Annotated in this window: 20 protein-coding genes and 6 tRNA genes; 22 read left to right on the top strand and 4 right to left on the bottom strand. The window is 35.4% G+C overall.

The features are described from left to right. Positions 1-442: 442 nt before the first annotated feature. The 5 genes from cccA to D9780_RS07125 all read left to right on the top strand — a co-directional run bounded on the left by cccA (position 443) and on the right by D9780_RS07125 (position 5115). Positions 443-820, top strand: a complete 378-nt coding sequence (gene cccA, locus D9780_RS07105; protein WP_073004454.1) for a cytochrome c550 — start codon at positions 443-445, stop codon at positions 818-820. A 224-nt stretch (positions 821-1044) separates the two neighbouring features. Then, entirely contained in the window at positions 1045-1764 is a 720-nt protein-coding gene (locus D9780_RS07110) for a tRNA (adenine(22)-N(1))-methyltransferase (protein ID WP_121639731.1), read from the top strand. Then, complete coding sequence (locus tag D9780_RS07115; RefSeq protein ID WP_121639732.1) at positions 1739-2854, top strand: Nif3-like dinuclear metal center hexameric protein; 1116 nt, start codon at positions 1739-1741, stop codon at positions 2852-2854. The genes D9780_RS07110 and D9780_RS07115 overlap by 26 nt, the downstream gene beginning before the upstream one ends. Before the next feature lie 32 nt (positions 2855-2886). Beyond that, positions 2887-4197, top strand: coding sequence for a DEAD/DEAH box helicase (locus D9780_RS07120; RefSeq protein ID WP_121639733.1), 1311 nt, complete (start codon positions 2887-2889; stop codon positions 4195-4197). Between the two features lie 24 nt (positions 4198-4221). Further along, a complete protein-coding gene (locus D9780_RS07125; protein ID WP_121639734.1) occupies positions 4222-5115 on the top strand; it encodes a deoxyribonuclease IV in 894 nt (297 codons plus the stop codon). Positions 5116-5507: 392 nt separating this feature from the next. Here D9780_RS07125 and D9780_RS07130 read toward each other — a convergent pair whose 3' ends face one another. Next, on the bottom strand, positions 5508-5792 hold the full coding sequence (locus tag D9780_RS07130; protein WP_073004445.1) for a DUF2624 domain-containing protein: 285 nt from the start codon (positions 5790-5792) through the stop codon (positions 5508-5510). A gap of 177 nt (positions 5793-5969) precedes the next feature. Here D9780_RS07130 and D9780_RS07135 point away from each other — a divergent pair, with 177 nt between their 5' ends. Next, entirely contained in the window at positions 5970-6341 is a 372-nt protein-coding gene (locus tag D9780_RS07135) for a hypothetical protein (protein WP_073004443.1), read from the top strand. Between the two features lie 43 nt (positions 6342-6384). Here the strand turns inward: D9780_RS07135 and D9780_RS07140 are convergent, their stop codons facing one another. Further along, on the bottom strand, positions 6385-6735 hold the full coding sequence (locus D9780_RS07140; RefSeq protein WP_121639735.1) for a hypothetical protein: 351 nt from the start codon (positions 6733-6735) through the stop codon (positions 6385-6387). Between the two features lie 79 nt (positions 6736-6814). Here D9780_RS07140 and D9780_RS07145 point away from each other — a divergent pair, with 79 nt between their 5' ends. The 12 genes from D9780_RS07145 to phoU all read left to right on the top strand — a co-directional run bounded on the left by D9780_RS07145 (position 6815) and on the right by phoU (position 16398). Then, entirely contained in the window at positions 6815-7444 is a 630-nt protein-coding gene (locus tag D9780_RS07145) for an NfeD family protein (protein WP_073004440.1), read from the top strand. A 435-nt stretch (positions 7445-7879) separates the two neighbouring features. Continuing rightward, positions 7880-9505 carry a Na/Pi cotransporter family protein gene (locus tag D9780_RS07150; protein ID WP_116277528.1) on the top strand — a complete coding sequence of 542 codons (1626 nt, stop codon included), beginning with the start codon at positions 7880-7882 and terminating at the stop codon, positions 9503-9505. Positions 9506-9929: 424 nt separating this feature from the next. Beyond that, positions 9930-10004 (top strand) — tRNA-Asn (locus D9780_RS07155). Between the two features lie 4 nt (positions 10005-10008). After that, positions 10009-10082 (top strand) — tRNA-Met (locus tag D9780_RS07160). 20 nt (positions 10083-10102) lie between these two features. Next, positions 10103-10178: transfer RNA gene (locus tag D9780_RS07165), tRNA-His, on the top strand. A gap of 13 nt (positions 10179-10191) precedes the next feature. Then, positions 10192-10268 (top strand) — tRNA-Ile (locus D9780_RS07170). Positions 10269-10282: 14 nt separating this feature from the next. Next, positions 10283-10375, top strand: a tRNA-Ser gene (locus D9780_RS07175). 38 nt (positions 10376-10413) lie between these two features. Further along, positions 10414-10489 (top strand) — tRNA-Phe (locus D9780_RS07180). A gap of 214 nt (positions 10490-10703) precedes the next feature. Continuing rightward, positions 10704-11315, top strand: coding sequence for a superoxide dismutase (locus D9780_RS07185; RefSeq protein ID WP_073004436.1), 612 nt, complete (start codon positions 10704-10706; stop codon positions 11313-11315). A 518-nt stretch (positions 11316-11833) separates the two neighbouring features. Next, on the top strand, positions 11834-13105 hold the full coding sequence (locus D9780_RS07190) for an MFS transporter (protein WP_073004434.1): 1272 nt from the start codon (positions 11834-11836) through the stop codon (positions 13103-13105). Positions 13106-13281: 176 nt separating this feature from the next. Then, a complete protein-coding gene (locus tag D9780_RS07195; RefSeq protein ID WP_121639736.1) occupies positions 13282-15342 on the top strand; it encodes a peptidoglycan D,D-transpeptidase FtsI family protein in 2061 nt (686 codons plus the stop codon). A gap of 399 nt (positions 15343-15741) precedes the next feature. After that, complete coding sequence (phoU, locus tag D9780_RS07200) at positions 15742-16398, top strand: phosphate signaling complex protein PhoU (protein ID WP_073004422.1); 657 nt, start codon at positions 15742-15744, stop codon at positions 16396-16398. A 183-nt stretch (positions 16399-16581) separates the two neighbouring features. On the opposite strand, the gene D9780_RS07205 is transcribed toward phoU, so the two are convergent. Then, positions 16582-17163 carry an endolytic transglycosylase MltG gene (locus D9780_RS07205; protein ID WP_121639737.1) on the bottom strand — a complete coding sequence of 194 codons (582 nt, stop codon included), beginning with the start codon at positions 17161-17163 and terminating at the stop codon, positions 16582-16584. 15 nt (positions 17164-17178) lie between these two features. Beyond that, entirely contained in the window at positions 17179-17397 is a 219-nt protein-coding gene (locus D9780_RS07210) for a hypothetical protein (protein WP_121639738.1), read from the bottom strand. Positions 17398-17668: 271 nt separating this feature from the next. On the opposite strand from D9780_RS07210, the gene rpmG reads away from it, so the two are divergent. From rpmG to D9780_RS07230, 4 genes are all read left to right on the top strand, one after another. Next, entirely contained in the window at positions 17669-17818 is a 150-nt protein-coding gene (gene rpmG, locus D9780_RS07215) for a 50S ribosomal protein L33 (protein ID WP_010530995.1), read from the top strand. A gap of 87 nt (positions 17819-17905) precedes the next feature. After that, a complete protein-coding gene (locus D9780_RS07220) occupies positions 17906-18463 on the top strand; it encodes a 5-formyltetrahydrofolate cyclo-ligase (protein ID WP_121639739.1) in 558 nt (185 codons plus the stop codon). Between the two features lie 160 nt (positions 18464-18623). Further along, positions 18624-18815, top strand: coding sequence for a hypothetical protein (locus D9780_RS07225; protein ID WP_116277531.1), 192 nt, complete (start codon positions 18624-18626; stop codon positions 18813-18815). Positions 18816-19054: 239 nt separating this feature from the next. After that, on the top strand, positions 19055-20614 hold the full coding sequence (locus tag D9780_RS07230) for a rhomboid family intramembrane serine protease (protein WP_121639740.1): 1560 nt from the start codon (positions 19055-19057) through the stop codon (positions 20612-20614). The last annotated feature ends 97 nt before the right edge of the window (positions 20615-20711 follow it).

The raw sequence follows: 20711 nt of genomic DNA on the forward strand, positions 1-20711 counted from the left end.
TATTATGTTACCGTTTTCGGTTCTTGTATTTTATTGTACGCAATTTCAGATATTTTTGCAACTAGCACTTTTGTTTCCTTTTTTAAAAGTAGTTATTAGCTAGCAATTGTAACCAAGAAAAGCTTTGTTCATTTCTTAATAACTATTGTTTTATCAAGATTTTCTTATAAATTATTTTTGGTTGTTATCATCAGATATTATAGAAAATTCTATGCGTAAGCAGATTCTATTCATCCTTTATTAGAAATGACTTCTCTTTTCTTCTCATTTTCACTCATTAATATATGATTTTATAAAATTTCTTAGCGAAACACTTTAAAGAAATGTATTTTTCAAGTAAAATGAATATAGTCTTTAAGTGTTACTATGTATTCGTTCAAAAAAGATTATCTTTTTTGAGCAAAACCAATAACAAATGGGGATTACATAAGGAGGAAGCGCAATGAAAAGGAACCCTGTTATCCCTTTTGCTTTAATTGCAATAATAGGGATACTGACAATCATTGTGATATCATTTGTAGGGATAGGCCAACGAGATGATATCCAACAAGCCGAAGAAGGCGGTGGGGAAAAGGCTGAGGAAAGCCAAGAAGGGGAAACAACGGATGACCCTGAAGCAATTTACGAAGCAAACTGTGCAAATTGCCATGGTGGTGACTTATCTGGGGGAATGGGGCCAGACTTAACCCAGGTAGGTAGCAAATTATCAAAAGATGAGATTCAAAATATAATTATTAACGGAAAAGGACAAATGCCTCCAGGTTTAGCCACAGAATCTGAAGCAAAAGTGTTAGCAGAGTGGTTAGCTGAAAAGAAATAGCCTTTGATAAAATGAGCTAGGGAAAAGCTTTCTGGTTTAAAACAGAAAGCTTTTCTTTATCTATTTTTAAAGTGATTATAGTTGTGTAAAATGAAGTATATGTACTGCCTATATTTAAAAGAAGTTATAGAAAATCATTGTTTTAAGAGTTGCAGTATAAGAAAACGATATGAAAGACTACGTTTTCTAATCTGTAGTATTACATGGAAATTGGAGGATAGAACGTGAAGGCTAAGATTTCAAAACGACTAAAGTTAGTAGCTTCTTTTCTGCCTGCAGGAGCTAAATTTGCAGATATTGGATCTGATCATGCTTATTTACCGTGCTATGTTTGTCAAAAAGATCCAACAGCAATTGCTGTTGCTGGAGAAGTAAATGTAGGTCCATTTCAAAGGGCCGTAGAAACCGTAAAGGCATGCGGTTTAGAACAACAAATTGATGTTCGACTTGGTAATGGGTTGGAGGTTATTGAAGCCGAAGAAGTAAACCAACTGGTGATTGCTGGTATGGGAGGTTCATTAATTCATGATATTTTGGAGAGTGGAAAAACGAAGCTCGCCTCGGTAGAGCAGGTTATTGCTCAACCAAATGTAGATGCAAGAGCTGTTCGGAAATGGATGGTTCATCATGGATTTACGATTACTGATGAAGATATAATAGAAGAGAATGGGCATTGTTATGAGATTATTCATGCAAAGCGGTTAGATACTCTAGATAATAAACAATTAGATGAAAAAGATTTATTGTTTGGTCCCATATTATTGCGTAGTAAACCACATGCATTTTATAAAAAGTGGAACGAAGAAGCTCATAAGTTAGAACACGTGTTACAGCAGTTAAAACAAGCGAAGCAAGTAGACCAAAAGAAGCAAGAGCAATTCACAAAAGAGTGGAGATGGATGAAGGAGGTATTAAGTAATGAAACAGGAACTTACTACTCGTGATGTGTTTCAGGTTATAGAGCAACTGGCTCCAAAGACGTTCGCATATGACTGGGATCCTGTTGGTTTGCAAGTTGGAAGTTACAACAAATCAGTAAGTAAAATAATGGTTACGCTAGATGTGGTAGAAGCAGTTGTTGATGAGGCAATTGAAAAAAACGTAGATGTTATTGTTGCTCATCACCCTTTATTATTTAAAGCTGTACAGAAAATTAATACAAACACATCAATAGGGCGTATTTTACAAAAATTATTGACCAATGATATTACCGTATATGCAGCACATACTAATTTAGATATAGCACAAAATGGCGTTAACGATGTATTATGTAAAATAATTGGGATAGAAAATACACATGTTCTAGTTGAGAAAGAAGCAGGACAATTGCTCAAGCTGGTTGTTTATGTTCCTAAAACCCATATTGAAGAAGTAAGAAATGCGATTAGTGATGCTGGTGTAGGGCATATTGGTAATTACAGTCATTGCACTTTTCAAACAAAAGGACAAGGAACATTTAAGCCGCTAGACGGAACAAATCCATATATTGGAAGTGTGAACGAATTAGAAAAGGTAGAGGAAGTGAAACTAGAATCTATTATGGAAGAAAGCAAGCTATCTTCTGCATTAACTGCAATTCGTCAATCCCATCCATACGAAGAGCCAGCATACGATGTATATCCATTAAGAAATAAAGGGGAAATATATGGTCTTGGCAGGATAGGCGAACTAATAAATTCTACGCAATTATCCGATTTCTGTGAGCAAGTAAAAACAAATTTAGAATTGGATTGCGTACGCGTTACGGGAAAAATGGATAAGCAAGTGAAAACTGTGGCCGTTCTTGGCGGAAGTGGGGAAAAGTTTATTCATCAAGCTAAGAAAAAAGGGGCAGACGTTTTTATAACAGGCGACATGACATTTCATCAAGCACAAGACGCTCAGGAAATGGGGTTAGCAATAATTGATGTCGGTCACTATGCGGAAAGCGTGATGAAAGCTTCTGTACAAGAATACTTGGCAACTAGCCTTAATGAGGAAAATGTTGAAATTATAGTATCAACAACGAATACAGATCCATTTCAATATGCATAATATCATATTTAGAAATGGAAAGGAGTATATGCATGAATCATACATTTCAAGACTTTTCTTTTGCTCCCGTTATGGAGCAAGTAATTAAACATTTAGATTTTCACGAACCAACAGCAATTCAAAAACAGGTTATTCCAGCAGTTTTAGAGGGTAAGAGTGTAGTTGGCCAATCAAAAACAGGTTCAGGCAAAACGCATGCGTTTCTATTGCCGTTGCTAAATGCGATCGATGAGAACAAACAGCAGGTACAAGTTGTGATAACAGCTCCAACGAGGGAGCTTGCAACACAGTTATATAATGAAGTGAAGCAAATCACTCGCTATGCGGATAAAAACGAAATTTGGACAGCAAAGCTATTGGTTGGCGGTACTGATAAACAGAAAATGATGGAAAAATTAAAGCGACCTCCTAAAATTGTTGTTGGAACACCTGGAAGAATATTAGATATGATAAAGGAGAACGCAATATCTATTTACACTGCGAATAGTTTTGTTATCGATGAAGCGGATTTAATGTTGGATTTAGGTTTTATTCAAGAAGTGGATCAGTTACTCGTTCGCTCTCATCCTAAGGTTCAAATTTTGGTTTTTTCCGCAACAATCCCACAACCATTGTCTTATTTTTTAAAGAAATATTTGCAACAGCCAGTACATGTAAAAATTTCCGATGACATTTATCCAGAAAAGATGGAGCATCGACTAATCTATTTAAAACATAGAAATGAAGCATCGATTATTGCTGAGATTTCAAAGGTTATTCAGCCATATTTAGCGATTATTTTTACAAATGGAAAAGAAAAAGCGAATGAGTTAGCAGTCTCTCTACAAGAGAAGGGGATGGAAGTGGGGCTCATTCATGGCGGTTTATCTCCTCGTGAACGTAAGCGTGTATTAAAAGAAATTCAAAACTTACGCTACCAATATATTGTAGCTACGGATCTCGCTGCCCGTGGCATTGACATTAAAGGAGTTAGTCACGTAATTAATGCACAGCTACCGAAAGAAGAGGATTTTTATATTCATCGTGTTGGCAGAACTGCGCGTGCAGGTATGGAAGGAACAGCAATCAGCATTTATCAATCTGATGATTTGCCGCTCATTAAAAAGCTAGAAGAAAAAGGTTTAGATTTTATGTATGTAGACGTTCGTAATGGGGAGTGGCAGTCTGCAAAACCTTGGAATCAACGTGTGCTTCGTACAAAACAGGGCACTGATATGGATAAAGAAGCGTGGAAAAGGGTAAAAAAAGCGCATAAAGTAAAGCCTGGATATAAGAAAAAAATGAAACGGGAAAAAGAGATGATTAAAAAACGGTTATCTAAAACCAAGTATAAAAAGAAATAGATTTCATTTGGAGAGGTGAATGTCATGTTGAAAATAGGGTCACATGTGTCCATGAGCGGAAAGAAAATGTTGCAAGGCTCTTCAGAAGAAGCGGTTTCTTATGGGGCTAATACATTTATGATTTATACCGGCGCGCCGCAAAATACGCGAAGGAAACCAATTGAAGAATTGAATATTGAAGCTGGGAAGGCTCATATGAAAGAGCATGGTATAGAAGAGATTGTAGTTCATGCTCCATACATTATTAATATAGGCAATTCTACAAAACCACAAACATTTCAGTTAGGTGTAGATTTTTTAAGAAGTGAAATCGATCGAACAGATGCAATCGGAGCAAGACAAATTGTTCTTCATCCTGGAGCCCATGTTGGAGCGGGTCCTGATGCAGGTATTAAGCAAATAATTAAAGGATTGAATGAAGTTCTAGAAAAGGATAAGAATGTACAAATAGCTCTTGAAACAATGGCGGGTAAGGGATCTGAAATAGGAAGAAGTTTTGATGAATTAGCTCAAATTATCGATGGAGTAACTCATAATGAAAAACTATCTGTCTGCTTTGATACGTGTCACGTACATGATGCTGGATATGACATCGTAAATGATTTTGATGGCGTATTACATCAATTTGATAAAATAATTGGAGTCAACCGTATAAAAGTTATGCATATAAATGATAGTAAAAATGAAGTGGGAGCACATAAAGATCGGCATGAGAATATTGGTTTTGGCTATATTGGTTTTGATGCTTTATCATCTATTATTCATCATCCGCAATTGATGGATTTGCCTAAAATTTTAGAGACACCGTATGTAGGAGAAGACAAAAAAAATAAAAAGCCTCCATATCGTTTGGAGATAGAAATGATCAAATCCAATCAATTTGACAGTAAACTAAAAGAAAAAATTATCGCACAATGACATATATCTTGTACTAGTGAGGAGCTCTTTTACCTCCTTTGATGGTTAGCAGTTTTAGAAAGACTTAGCTTATCACCAAGTCGCCATGGCAAAAAAATTCTTCCTTTTGATCAGACGATAAGCTTAAAATGGTATACCTTTTTATAGTGTAAAAAAAGAGAAAAACAAGTTAGCTTCTAAGAATAGCGCTCATTCCTAATTTGTGCAGTTTAATTAGATTTTCTTATCCTTGCTTAGGAACTAAACTTTATTACAAATAGTCCTGTGCAGCAAAGGTTTTAATGTGCTGTGTTGCTGGAAATAGCGTTTGCTTGCTACAGGACTTTAGAATTGTTACAGGGAATTTGTACGTTGCTTTTATATCCTTGTCACTTTCAACCAAAACTTCGATGCTATTCAAACAAGTAACCTAATCCATAAGAGTGAATTAATTCATTGAATAATTTTTGTGCTTTTTTTGCTGTTGCGGGGTCAGTGATGCGTGCTAGTTGTTGAAACATTTGTTTTCGTCCTTCTGCATCAAATGGATCTACAGGATGTTGCTTTAAGTATGCCGTTATCTGTTCGGCTTCTTGTTGCTTTAGTGTAAATCCGTATTGTTTTCCATAATGAATTAATTCTTGAGTAGATAATTGTTTTAATTTTTTTTGAACCATATCTTTAATAAAATTTGCCATTCTACTATCTCCCTTTTCAATATGTCCTACCGTACTATATGTTTTACCTCTTTCAAATTCAACTCGTCCATGCAAATTTTTTTCGTCACATGTTTCCAGTTAATAACATCTGTAAAATTACTGAAAAATCATAAGCTAAGCGTGTACCTCAAATGTACAAAAAGGAGGTCTGATGCAATGGATCAATATCCGAATCGAGGAATGAAGGATGTTGAAGAACCCCCAAATTATGGTGAGCAGCGTAAAAACCAAGATTTTGTTGGTATAGAACCAGATAGCTCAAGAGATGAGGAATTTGCTGCTGAGATGACTGTAGATGATGCTGATACAGAAATAACTGGAGATATGGATGAAAATACTACCTTTGGATGGGTAGGTATTGCTTTATCCATTATTTCTTTCTTTATCTGGCCAATTATCTTTGGTGTAGCTGGCATTGTTCTTGGATTCATGTCAAGAAGTAGAGGAGCTGACGCATTAGGAAATATTGCTATTGCAGCTGGCGCAGTTTCCATTCTTATCACTTTATTCATTTTGCCATTTGTTTAAAAGGAAGGGTGCTCCCCTTCCTTTCATCTATGTAAAGTACTGATTAACCATTATCTAATAATGTTTCACTATATTTTGGGAAATAATATATTTTACCTGGGGTAAGGGAAAAAGGGTCCGTGTTAGGATTACTTAATTTAAAATCGTTTAAAATACGCTTAACATTCAACTCATTTTGTGAATAAGGATTGATTTGTTCGACAATAGAAAGCACCGTATCATTTGCTTGCACCTTAACTGGGACGACATGAAACATCGTTGTAGAAATCATATCACTATGCTTTTCATCAAGCTCTTTTCTAGAATGGGGGCTTTCTTGTGTGATATCCTGATATATAATGTATACAGCCATTATACAAATAAATAAGGAAAATAGTTTTTTGGAAAAATCCATCGTATGAACTCCTTATCATGAAACCATTATTTACTCCCAAACGTATACTTATATGAGTACTGGAGAGGAGGATACGTTTTTGACTGTATTCGAGATGGAATGGATTGGAATTCTCATTACTGGTTTTGCTACTTTATTCCTTATTGGTGAAGTGTTAGTTAATATGCGAGGACTGTTCGGCCTATTAGGGATAGGGTTTATTACTGTATATTTTGGAGCATATGTTGAAACAAGTTCGATTATTATTATGCTTATTATTTACTTTGTTGGATTATTACTTATTATTATCGATGGGAAACTATTAAATGATGGGACACTTGCAACAATTGGTTTAGCGAGTATGCTTACAGCTGTTGCGCTTCCTGCACCAAGTTTAACATCAGGGTTATATGCTGTATTAGGAGTATTGCTAGGTGGTGGGTCGTCGCTTTTATTCTTAAAAGTTTTTAAACGTAGAGAAATGTGGAACAAAATCACGTTAAAAGACCAATTAACAAAGGAAGCCGGCTATAATTCCATGAATGAAACATACGAGCGATTGGTAGGTGAAGAAGGCATTACACTTACTGATTTACGTCCTGTTGGTACAATTCGAATTCATCGTAAAGATTACAGTGCGATATCAAACGGGCAATGGATCGAAAAAGACACAGCTATTAAAGTTGTTCAAGTTGATGGTACCCGTATACTAGTAGAAAAAATAAATTAATTCATAGTACTTTTGTATTAGAAAGACTTGGCTTGTCGCCAAGTCTTTTGGCGACATCCATTGTTTTTCTTACACTATAAATCCAAATATCTTATACCTACCTATAGTGCCTAAGGGCGCTGGATCTCCATTAATAATTAAAATAACCGTTAACTTCAACCATATATTTTTCCATCTATATCATTTAACATTTAAGTCCATTGAATATGATATCTTCAATAACCAAAGCTCGTTATATTTCTACAAATTTTCCCATTAAACCCAAGTTTTTAAGTATGCTAATTTATCTAATATACATGTTGAAAAAGCAGTGGTTAGCCCTAATTGTAAATTTACTGTTAAGAATACTTATAACACCTTTACAAAAGCTTTATATATAATTAATATTGTTATGGTGCGACAAGATTCAACAAGATGGAAGGGTAGGTATAGATTTTGGAAATTGATATTCAAAAACTTATATTTGAATTTATCGGTGGGCTAGGTATTTTCCTTTTAGGTATTAAATATATGGGAGAAGGGCTTCAAAAATCAGCTGGTGATCGATTGCGAGATATTTTAGATAAATTCACTAGCAATCCGTTTATGGGTGTACTCGCTGGAATTATCGTTACTATTTTAATACAGAGTAGCTCGGGCACAACCGTCTTAACGGTAGGTCTTGTAAATGCTGGCTTTATGACGTTAAGACAAGCTATTGGCGTCATAATGGGTGCCAATATTGGTACTACGGTGACGGCCTTCATTATTGGAATTGACATAGGAGCCTATGCTTTACCAATTATTGCTGTGGGTTGTTTCCTGATATTTTTCTTTAAAAACCAAAAAACAAATGCGGTTGGACAAGCTGTGTTCGGCTTTGGTGCTTTGTTCTTTGGTTTAGAGTTAATGAGTAATGGAATGAAACCTTTACGTAGCTTAGAAGCTTTTCAAGAATTAACATTAAGCATGAGTGATACCCCGATTCTAGGAGTTGTTATTGGTACTGTATTTACTTTAATTGTCCAAAGCTCTAGTGCAACAATTGGAATATTACAAGGATTATTTTCTGAAGGAGCTATGGATTTAAAAGCTGCGATTCCTGTATTGTTTGGAGATAATTTAGGCACAACAATTACTGCTATCTTAGCTTCACTAGGAGCAACAGTTGCAGCAAAGCGTGCTGCGTTAACGCATGTTATTTTTAACCTTATTGGAGCGTCCGTATTTCTAATCATTCTTGATTTATTTACAGTCTTTGCTAGTTTTTTACAGGATCAATTTGCACTAAGTCCAGAAATGACCATAGCGTTTGCCCATGGAAGTTTTAATATAACGAATACCATCATTCAATTTCCATTTATTGGTGCTTTGGCTTGGTTAGTGACAAAAATCGTTCCAGGAGAAGACTCGATTATTGAATATAAACCGCAACATTTGGATCCCATTTTTATACAGCAATCTTCTTCATTAGCATTAGATCAAGCAAAATCAGAGCTTGTGCGCATGGGGGAGTATGCTTATAAAGGTTTGGAAGAAACCAATAAATATTTAAATACACATTTAATAAAACATGCTGAAATGGCGATGCAAATTGAAGGCGCCCTTAATAATTTAGATCGAAAAATAACAAATTATTTGATAAGTTTGTCGAAAGAATCGCTCTCAGAGTTGGAAAGTGCTAAACATTCAACATTATTGGATTCCGTACGAGATGTGGAACGAATTGGCGATCATTTTGAAAACATTGTTGAACTTATTGACTATAAAATTTCCAATAAAGTACACCTAACAGATGGTGCAAAAGAAGATTTAAATGAAATGTTTGAATTAACTATATCTACCGTAAAACAGGCGGTTGAATCGTTGGAAAATATGAATCGAGAAGAAGCCCTTTCTGTAATACAAAAAGAAGATCAAATAGATAAGATGGAAAGGAATTTCCGCAAACGCCATATTATACGTATGAATGAAGGTACCTGTAGCGGTTCTGGTGGTATTGTGTTTGTAGATATCCTTAGTAATTTAGAACGAATTGGGGATCATGCAGTTAATATCGCAGAAGACGTTTTAGGAGAATAGCTTTTTTAAACAGCCTTGATCTTAGTTAAGATCGAGGCTTATGTGCATCCATGGTTTTAATATTGCTGATGTTGTGATTTAAAGATTTTTAAATGATGAATACTTATTGTCTGGCATTTGGTCAAAAACAGAGGCACCGAACTTTCTGAAGTGAGGGGGGGCAGTGCTTTTTATGTCGTATATTCATCCATAGGGTATATACTTCAACACATAAAAATAGAATATTTGAACTTTGGTTTTAGTATTGCATTTATATCCAAATAATGCTATAGTTAATATTGTCGTTTTAAGAGATGTGATTATTACATATACATCGTTTTTAAAAGAAATAAAAAAAACTTAAAAAAAAGATTGACAAAACTTGTCGAAAGTGGTAAATTATATCTTGTCGCTATAATAAGTAACAACGTTATAGCCTTTCTGTTCCACAGTAGCTCAGTGGTAGAGCAATCGGCTGTTAACCGATCGGTCGTAGGTTCGAATCCTACCTGTGGAGCCAATTTGGCGGTGTAGCTCAGCTGGCGAGAGCGTACGGTTCATACCCGTGAGGTCGGGGGTTCGATCCCCTCCGCCGCCACTTTTATTTAAATACGTACGGCGGTCGTGGCGAAGTGGTAAACGCACCGGATTGTGGCTCCGGCATACGTGGGTTCGATCCCCACCGGTCGCCCCATAATGAAAGAAAAGGACCCTTAGCTCAGTTGGTTAGAGCTATCGGCTCATAACCGATCGGTCGCAGGTTCGAGTCCTGCAGGGTCCACCATTATTTACTGGTTTGGAGGTATACCCAAGTCTGGCTGAAGGGATCGGTCTTGAAAACCGACAGGGGTGTAACAGCCCGCGGGGGTTCGAATCCCTCTACCTCCTCCATACATAACCAATAGGCAAGCAAAACAATTTAATATGTTGGCTCGGTAGCTCAGTCGGTAGAGCAAGGGACTGAAAATCCCTGTGTCGGCGGTTCGATTCCGTCCCGAGCCACCATCTTTGAACAAGCACTGGCTTGTTTTTTTGTTTTATTTTTTTACGATAGAAAAGATTTTTTTATTAATATAGGCATATCAAGTTTTTCTTATAATGTACATATGGTAAATAAATGCATATAATTTGCAACTACTTGAAAGCTTTGATACCCTTTGAATTAAAGGGTGAATATTCGATCCTTTTAAAACAAAATGGATATGAGGAGGAAGTATTAATGGCTACATTTGAATTACCTGAACTACCATATGCTTATGACGCACTCGAGCCTACAATTGACAAGGAGACTATGAACATTCACCATACGAAGCACCATAACACGTATGTTACTAAATTAAATAGTGCTTTGGAAGGACATGCTGAGCTTCAAAACAAATCATTACAAGTTTTGATTAGCGATTTAGATGCTGTACCAGAAAGTATTCGTACAGCAGTTAGAAATAATGGTGGTGGACATGCTAACCACAGTCTTTTCTGGAAGGTTCTTTCACCAAACGGTGGCGGCGAACCGACTGGTGAACTTGCTACAAAAATAGATGAAACGTTTGGTAGCTTTGACAAGTTCAAAGAGCAATTTGAGAGCGCGGCAGCTGGCCGCTTTGGATCAGGCTGGGCTTGGTTAGTCCTCCATAACGGAAACCTTGAAATTATGAGTACTCCGAACCAAGACTCTCCATTAATGGAAGGTAAAATGCCAATTTTTGGTGTAGATGTTTGGGAACATGCATATTACCTAAAATATCAAAACAGACGCCCTGAATATCTTTCATCCATTTGGAATGTTGTTAATTGGGATGAAGTAGCTAAAAACTATAACGAAGCAAAGTAAAAATAGGTAAAAAAAGCATGTGTGAATTCACATGCTTTTTTTCATGATGAGTTTCTAGTAGAAACGCAATAACCGAATTGTCAGCCCAGCGATAAGTTATCATCGGTCATGTTGTCACCTCGTCGTAATTCCTTTATCTCCGTTACCTCGTTCCATTCGCTACGTTGCCAAATGGGAAACTAGCTTTTGTATCGCTATAGGAAAGCATAAGAGTTTAAAGGTCTATAGCAGCTTTCGTCATAAGACTTGACGAAAGCCACATTTTTCTAATTGCACTTACAGACATTTAGCCTATGGCATGAGCTATTTAAAAAATGGGGGAGGAGACCTTATAACCACCGTTAACGACCGTAGTAAAATCACATTATAATGAACCACGTTTACGTCAACGAAATCTTTCCATTGGAATAATACTTCTATTTTGCTTGTTAGGCTGCTATTTTTGTAATCCATGGGTATTTGTATATCTGTCCCTTATTTGCTCAAACTAGTAGTAAGAATAAAAAGGGGAATCAGACATGCAGAAAAGCCGCTTCTTTTATCCTGGTAATACAAATATGAATAAAGATTTTATCTTTTTGCTTGTTATTGGCGGTTTATATTCATTAGGGCTATTTTTGTCCAATACGTTTGTAAACATTTACCTATGGAAGCAGTCGGGAGATTATGTAACAATCGCTGTATATAATTTAGCTATTTACATTTTTCAACCAATTACTTTTATTATTGCGGGGAGATTGGCTAAAAAAGTAGACAGAGTAATTGTGTTACGGCTAGGAGTGATTTTTTTATCTTTATTCTTTTTAAATGTTCTTTTGATAGGTGATAAAGCTTCCTATTTTAACTTTCTTTTAGGTGGTTTACTCGGTATAGGGTATGGGTTCTATTGGTTAGCATTTAATGTATTGACTTTTGAAATTACTGAACCAGATACAAGAGATTTTTTTAATGGTTTTTTAGGAGTATTACAATCATTTAGTGGTATGGTAGGTCCTTTGTTAGCAGGTTTTATTATCGCTAGAATGGAAGCAAATATTGGCTATACCATTATATTTACTATGTCTTTTATCATGTTCATTTGCGCTGTAGTCATTAGTTTTTTTTTAAAGCCGCGAAAAGCAGAAGGCGATTTTTATTTTCGCCGTGTCTTAAGCGAGCGTTATCATAACAAAAACTGGAAAAGAATTCAAAATGCCCACATCTTTCAAGGGCTTCGCGAAGGAATATTTGCGTTTATTATTGCGATTTGGGTGTTTTTAATTACCCAAAGTGAGTTTGCATTAGGGATGTTTAATTTAGTTTTCTCTGGTCTTTCACTCGTATTTTATTTTATTGGAACAAAATTTATTAAGCCCTCTATGCGTAAAAAATCAATCTTACTTGGCAGTCTAATCTTATACTTTGCCATCGCTTTAATTATTTTTGACATTAGCTACGCACAATTATTAATTTATGCTGTATTTATCGGGATTGCCTATCCTATTATTATGATTCCATATGTTTCCTTAACATATGATGTTATTGGGAAAGCTTGGAAGGCGAAGGAATATCGTGTAGAATACATTGTTGTACGTGAGTTATTCGTGAATATTGGTCGGGTGACATCCATTTCTGTTTTTTTACTAGCGATAACCCTTTTAAAAGCTGAAATAATTATTCCATATTTATTGGCTCTTTTTGGTGCTGGGCATATTTTTATTTATTTGTTTGTGAAAAAAATTTACTTGGAAAGTAATATGGAAAAACAAGTTTTTATAAAAGATCAGTTTACAAATGAAAAAAATCGTTAGTGAATTGAATTGTACTGAAAAAGTATTTTTCTCACTGTCACCACGTTTGCTGAATAAGGCAAGTTTTCTAATATTGAATGAGTGACTTTAAAAATTAAAAAATAGGTGAAATATATGGCATGAAAATGATATAATGAATATTGCTTAATAAACACGTACATTTTGGGGGAGAAACAATGAACAAAAAGAAGAAAAAAGCGCAACTTCCCTTTCGTATAAACTTATTGTTTTTTATCGTCTTTCTAATGTTTGCAGGGCTAATATTGCAGTTGGGAGTTGTGCAAATATTAAACGGAGAGGAATTTCAAGAAGAAATTGAGCGTACGGTAAAAGATACAACGAAGGTTCCTGTCCCTAGGGGAAAGATTTATGATAGCAACCATCAAGTCATTGTCGATAATAAACCACTCTATTCCATTACGTACACCCCGCCCAAAGGTGTACAAGCGGAAGATCGCTTAGAAGTAGCAGAAGATCTTGCTAAGTACATTTCTATGGATAGTGATGGTGTAACAGAGCGCAATAAAAAGGAATACTGGTACTTAAAAAATAAAAAAGCGGCAGATAAACGTTTAAAAAAAGAAGAAGCTGCTGAATTAGACAACGCGGAACAATACAACACTATTTTAGACAGAATTACAGAAGAGGAAATATCCGGTTTTTCTAAACAAGAATTAGAAGTAATTGCAATTAAAACGGAGTTAGATAAAGCTTATTCACTAACGCCGCAAATTGTAAAAAACGAAGATGTCACTGCGGAAGAATATGCTCAAGTTTCTGAGCATTTAGCGGAACTTCCTGGTATTAATGCGACTACAGATTGGAATAGAGACTACCCATTTAATGATACAATGAGAAGTTTGCTTGGATCGATAACATCGCAAGAACAAGGGATACCTGCGGATAAAAAAGAGAACTTTCTAACGAAAGGATACAGCAGGAATGATCGTGTAGGTAAAAGCGGTTTAGAAGAATATTATGAAGATGTACTTCGTGGTCGTAAAGAACAAATTCAATATACAACCACAAAGTCTGGGGATGTAGTGGATAGCAATACCGTAGTGGAAGGTAGACGTGGAAAAGATCTAGTGTTAACTATGGATATCGATTTTCAAGAAAAAGTCGATAAAATTGTACGAGAAGAGTTGAAAACTGCAGTTCAAAAACATCCTTATGAGAACAGGTATTTAAAAGATGCGCTAGCAGTAGCGATGAACCCTAAAACGGGGGAAATATTGGCTATAAGCGGTCAAACAAGAGATGGTAATGACTATAAGGATGCAACGATTAAAACACTTTATGATGCACACCGTCCAGGATCAGTTGTAAAAGGAGCGACAGTACTAGCTGGTTTAGAGTCAGGTGTCATATCTCCAGGACAGCGTTTTAATGATTCACCGTTAAAAATTAAAGGGACACCACAAAAGGGGTCTTATAAAAGGTTAGGTTCAGTTAATGATATCGATGCGTTGAAAAAATCATCCAACGTGTATATGTTTTACATTGCGTTAAAAATGGGAGGCGAAAATCGATACCCATTCCCTAACAATTCAAAGGCTTCGTTTGACCCAGCAGCTTGGCAAGAAATGCGCAATTACTTTCAACAGTTTGGACTAGGGGTCAGCACGGGTATTGATTTCCCGTATGAAAGTATCGGATATGAGGGCCCTGGAATATCTAGTGCAGGTCTTTTAATGGACCAGGCTATTGGGCAGTATGATACGTATACAACGATGCAGCTAGCGCAATATGTCTCCACAATTGCTAATAACGGCTACCGGACCAAACCACATTTCTTAAAGGAAATACGTGAGCCGAGTAGATCAGGTAAGCAATTAGGCAGCGTATATCGTAGCGAAAATACAAAAGTATTAAACCAAATTGAAATGAAACAGTCCTACATTGAACGTGTACAAGAAGGATTTCGTCAAGCTTTCCAAGGTGGTGGAACGGTGGCGATGGGGGGGACCAAGGATTATAAACCGGCAGGGAAATCAGGTACAGCACAAAATGAGATCTATGAAGATGGTGAGTTGGTTGCTGAAACAGAGAACCTTTCCTTAATAGGTTATGCACCTTATGATGATCCAGAAATTGCTTTTGCGGTAATGGTTCCGAATGTAGGACTAGGAAACGATTATCGAATTAACTATGAAATTGGCTTTAAAATAATGGATGCATATTTTAATGCGCAAAAAGGTAACAACAATGATGACAAAGAACAAGAAGATGAATAGAAAAAAACGTACAGATATATTTCTGTACGTTTTTTTGTGAGCTAAAAAAGGCTCGTATTTAGTAGACTGGCGTTATCTACTTGTGCAAAGGTATTTTATCTCGAATATAAAGTTCTGTTAGATTCTTCCATTTTATGAATAAGAGATGTGGTCTGAACAATTTGGAAGATAACAGCACTTAAATCCCAATTCGTTCAGAGGACCCTAGTTATTACCCTTGGGCTACTAACAATCAGGGGGGATGAAGAATACGCCCGCCAATTATAAATTCATTTTATATGGAACGATTGGTGAAGGGAACGTATTAACTTAAAATTTACAAAAAATTAACGGTGCGTCAATATTAAGTACATACTGTTTTGCTATGATGGTAGCACGTGAATAAAAAGGAGGTATTGTATGCAGACGAGAGGGCAGTTTGACAAAGAACTGAGAGAAATAGATCAAGAAATTGTTGAATTAGCTAATTTAACCGAGAAAGCATTGGATAATGCTGTTAGGGCGTTATTCAATCAAGATATTGGCTTGGCTGAACAAGTTATTGAAGGCGATAAAGTAATTGATAAAAAAGACTTAGAAATTAATGATAAAGTAGTGCTGTTAATAGCTAAACAAAACCCCGTTGCAACAGATTTGCGTCGTTTAATAACAGCCATTAAAATTGTCGCTGATTTAGAGCGGATGGCAGATAATGCAAGAAATATTGCGAGGTCTACAATTAGGTTAGGAGAAAGTAGGGAAGTACCTATTCCAACCCGTTTAAAAGCGATGCAAGATACATTAGTGAACATGCTACACACAGCCATAACAGCTTTTACAGAAGAAGATGGTAAACTCGCTGGACAATTAGCAGAAATGGATGACGCTGTAGATAAAGAAAATAAGCTTATTTTAAGTGAATTATTAGGCGAGACGGCAACAAACCCAGATAAGATCCAATACATTATGCAAATATCTCTATGCTCCAGATATTTAGAGCGATTTGGTGATCATATAACCAATATCGGCGAAAGTATTTTATATTTGATTAAAGGGGAAAATTATAACTTAAACTAATAAGTATGTTTGAACAAATGCGTAAGATCGGTTTAGCGACATGGAGAATGGGATGAATGAATGGAGATAAAGTGAGCGAAGAACTGGACCATTATTTGATTATTTCGTTCCCCACAAGAACATCATGAATATTTTCCTGTACAAGAAGAAAAAACGAAGAAGCAGATTTACCTGCTCCTTCGTTTATCTTGTAATGGCTTCAGCGATTTCGTACAGACTCATATCGCTAGATACTTTAAATTCTCCAAGTTGTACCTTTTTACTGTAATCATTATCTTCTAGATAGTCATTGAATTTCGATGCTTCATCGATAATTCCATTCTTTTCTAGTTTTTCACTTATATCGGAAGAGGGTTTTCCCTCTTCAATTTTTAATGTGTATGTTTTCTTATCCTTTTCTTTCTTTTCATCTTTCTTTTGCTTATCCTTTTCTTCATTTTGACCTTCATCTTTTTTTGAATCTTGGTCACTTTTCGGTTTGTCATTTTCTTCCTTATTTTTGGAATCTTCTTCTGTAGATTTAGCTTTTGTTTCTGGTTGTTCTTCATTTTTTGCAGCAGTTGTTTTAGCTTCATCCACAGAAACAGCAACATATTCTGAATTTGTTAGCACATGATAACCTTTATCCTCTACTAAAGCTACTAGCTCCTTGTCGGATAAGCTATCTGCTGTTTGAGTGCTCCCATTTGTAATAAAATAAACCCCTAACATAATTATTCCAGCTGTTAGGAGACCAATACCAAAAAGACGTATAGGTTGTTTCATCTTGTCCTCCTCCCTTTAAGATTTATTTTCTATACGAGTGTCTGTGAAGTCCTCTGTTAATAGTTCTTCTTCCAGAATCTTCATTTTCTTTTTCATTTGATATGTATCTTGCATCGTTGTAATGGAGAATTGTTCTAATTGACTTTCAACCTGCTCGATTCGATCATTCATGAAAAAGGAAATAGCAAGTAAAACGATTCCGATTGCAATAATGGTAATAATTGCATATATCATCTGCTCCCCTCCTTCTACTCACTACTAGTTATAACATAAAATGCTGTCGAAATGCCATTACAATTTGATTATTTTTTTTGATATTGGAGAAATACAACAGCTATGCAACCATATAACCCATTGGCCAAATCTGATTCGATTAAAAATGACAAATTGATGCTTATGTATTTAAATTCTTGCTAGAACGGCTAACATTTGGTATTATAAATAAGTCTGAAATGAAATTATTGCTAGCGAGGCAACAATTTGGTAAAGTTTGGAGGGATAAATGATGCGCGTAAACATTACTTTAGCTTGTACAGAAACAGGAGATCGTAATTACATTTCTACTAAAAATAAACGAACTAATCCTGAGCGTTTAGAGCTTATGAAATACAGCCCACGTCTAAAAAAACACACTCTACATCGTGAAACAAAATAACGATAATAATAGAACCTTTATCTTGTAGATAAAGGTTCTATTATTATTATTATTATTATTATTTATTTGAAAAAGGGGGCGAGCTTCTTGAAAAAAGACCAACTCCGAAATGCCACTATTTATGCTTTAAAACAACTAACCCCAGAGCAAAAAGGGGATATAAACCACCAATTACATCGACACCTAGTGACCTCGACATTTTGGGAAAATGCTACTACAATCGGTATTACTATCTCGAAAGGATTTGAATGGGATACTTATGAATTAATTAACCAAGCTTGGCGGCAAGGTAAAAAGATATGTGCCCCAAAGTGTGACCCAAAATTTAAAACGATGGATTTTTATAAGTTTCAAACCTTCAAACAACTAGATGAAGTATACTATCATCTTTTAGAGCCTATTCCAAGTGAAACCGTGTATATTGCTCCGAGTACCATTGATTTGTTGCTTGTGCCAGGTATTGTTTTTGATCCAGATGGTTATCGTATAGGATTTGGTGGCGGCTATTATGACCGTTTTTTAGCAGGGTTTCTCAATCAAACTGTTTCTATATTACACAGTAGCCAACTTGTACCATCAATACCGAAAAACACATTTGATTTACCCGTTCAGCATTTAATAACAGAAGAAGGTTTAGTACGTTAAGTTAGCTAAAGTGCTTCATTTTATCTATATACTTTCTAATGGGAAGAAGCACTAATGTTTTAGCCGTAAGATTTGCCGACAAGCCAAGTTTTCTAATACTTGCATAAAAATATCCAGTGAGGATCATAACTAAGAACATCAATCATAAAGAGGTGTTCACATGCGTATTATTGTTTTAATTATAGGTCTTGTTGCTGCGTCCGCTTTCGTTTATAAATGGCGTTATCGCATTTTGAATATGGTTTTAGCAATTGGATTTTTACGCAAATTTGCTGTACAGTTATCTATGAGTTCTCCTTCCATCCGAAGTCTTTTTAAATCGAAAATGTCGCAAACAAATACGAATGTATAATAGTTCCTTTACAGCTTTTAACATTAATGGGGCTGAAGACTATGAACTTGTAGCCCCATATGTTCAATTTTACAGTTAGAGATGGTAAATTTTTTTAGAACTGGGCTATTACCAAGCATTTATAGGGATAAAACGCCGTCGTTTTGCTTATACACTATAATTTATAAAAATAATATACTTTCCTATTGTGTAAAATAGAAAGTGTTATAGAAATATAGAAAACAAGGGGAGATGTGATAATGTATTTAGATGAACAGTATACGATGTACAATATGGCTTATCAAATTGTTTCTCGTGAAGCGTATAATGTTCTTTATGTAAACGAACAAGGGAATGAGATATGGTTAGAAAAGAAAGTTGGGAAAGATTCAAAAGTATTACGATTTATCAATCAAGGCTTTGACTGGAAAAACTATTTAAAAAAAGATATAGCCGTCGTATTTCAAAAAGTAAAAGCCATGAAAAAACTTTTAAGAGCTAAAACCATTCAAATACATAATATATACATATCAGAATTCACTCCTGTAGACTCATGGGAGTTTTTAAAGCAACCAATGAAATTAAATGAAAAACAAGCAATTATGATGAAAATATATTACCTCTCTAATTCACAATTTGAAGAAGAAAAAGACAGGTTAGAAAAAGAGGCGGAGATTTCTGCGCTAGAATTGGATGATAGTCTCGAGGAAACAGTAAAAGAAGAGAAAATAGCTACTTATAAGCATTATTTAAGGAAACGGATTTTGGATGATCAAAAAGAAAAGAAAGAGTTATTTTCTTTTGGAAAACCAAGGTTAACATATATCATTTTAGCTCTATGTGTTAGTTTATTTCTGCTGTTAGAATGGAACGGTGGGAGTGAAAATATCGAAACACTAAAACAATTTGGTGCTAAATATAACCCAGCTATTATTGAAAATGGGGAATGGTGGAGGATTATTAGCTCCATGTTTTTACATATTGGTTTGTTACATTTAGTAATGAATATGATTGCTGTTTATTATTTAGGTACATTAGTAGAACGTATATATGGTTCCATTCGATTTTTAATTATTTATTTTCTGGCTGGAATAGGAGGTGGAATAGCAAGCTTTGCTTTTTCAGCCAATATTGCCGCAGGTGCATCCGGTGCTCTATTTGGATTATTTGGAGCGTTATTATTTTTTGGGCTTCATCATAGGAGGGTTTTCTTTCAAACTATTGGAAGTAATGTATTGTTGTTAATTGGAATAAATATTGTGTTTGGTTTTTCTATTCCAGCTATTGACAATGGTGCTCACCTTGGTGGTCTAGTAGCAGGTTTTATTGCTTCTGGAATTGTTCATTTGCCGAAACAAAAAGAAAGATGGAAGCAGCTTAGTGCAGTGCTTGTCTACTTAGCGCTTGCATATGGAATAATACAATACGGCATAACAAACAACATGAACTCGCCAATGTATTATGTCATGCACATTGAAGAATTAGTTCAAGAAGAAAAATATGAACAAGTTGTTACAGAGGCCAGTAAAGCGATACGCAATACTGAAGGGGAGGAGCAATGGAAAGCAGCTATTTTATTCCATCGTTCCTATGCGTACATTGAATTAAATCAGAAAAATTTAGCTATGGATGATTTGAAACAGAGTGTTCGACTAGACAATAGTTTTCCAGAAGCACATTATAACCTTGCTTTACTATATTACCAGCAAGGTAATATAGAGGAAGCAAAAGATTTCATAAAAAGAGCTTATCAATTAGACTCTAATAACACGGATTTTCAAGAAATGTATGAGCAGATTACAGGCGAAAAACCGAAGTAAACATGAAAAGAAGGAATTCATCTTAGATATAAGGTGCCGTAAGCTTTTTAATATAGGAAGGTAAGTCATACTAGAAGTTTAGCAAACGGCGCCTTAT

This window comes from Virgibacillus sp. Bac330, assembly GCF_003667845.1.
Classification (GTDB): domain Bacteria; phylum Bacillota; class Bacilli; order Bacillales; family Amphibacillaceae; genus Virgibacillus; species Virgibacillus chiguensis.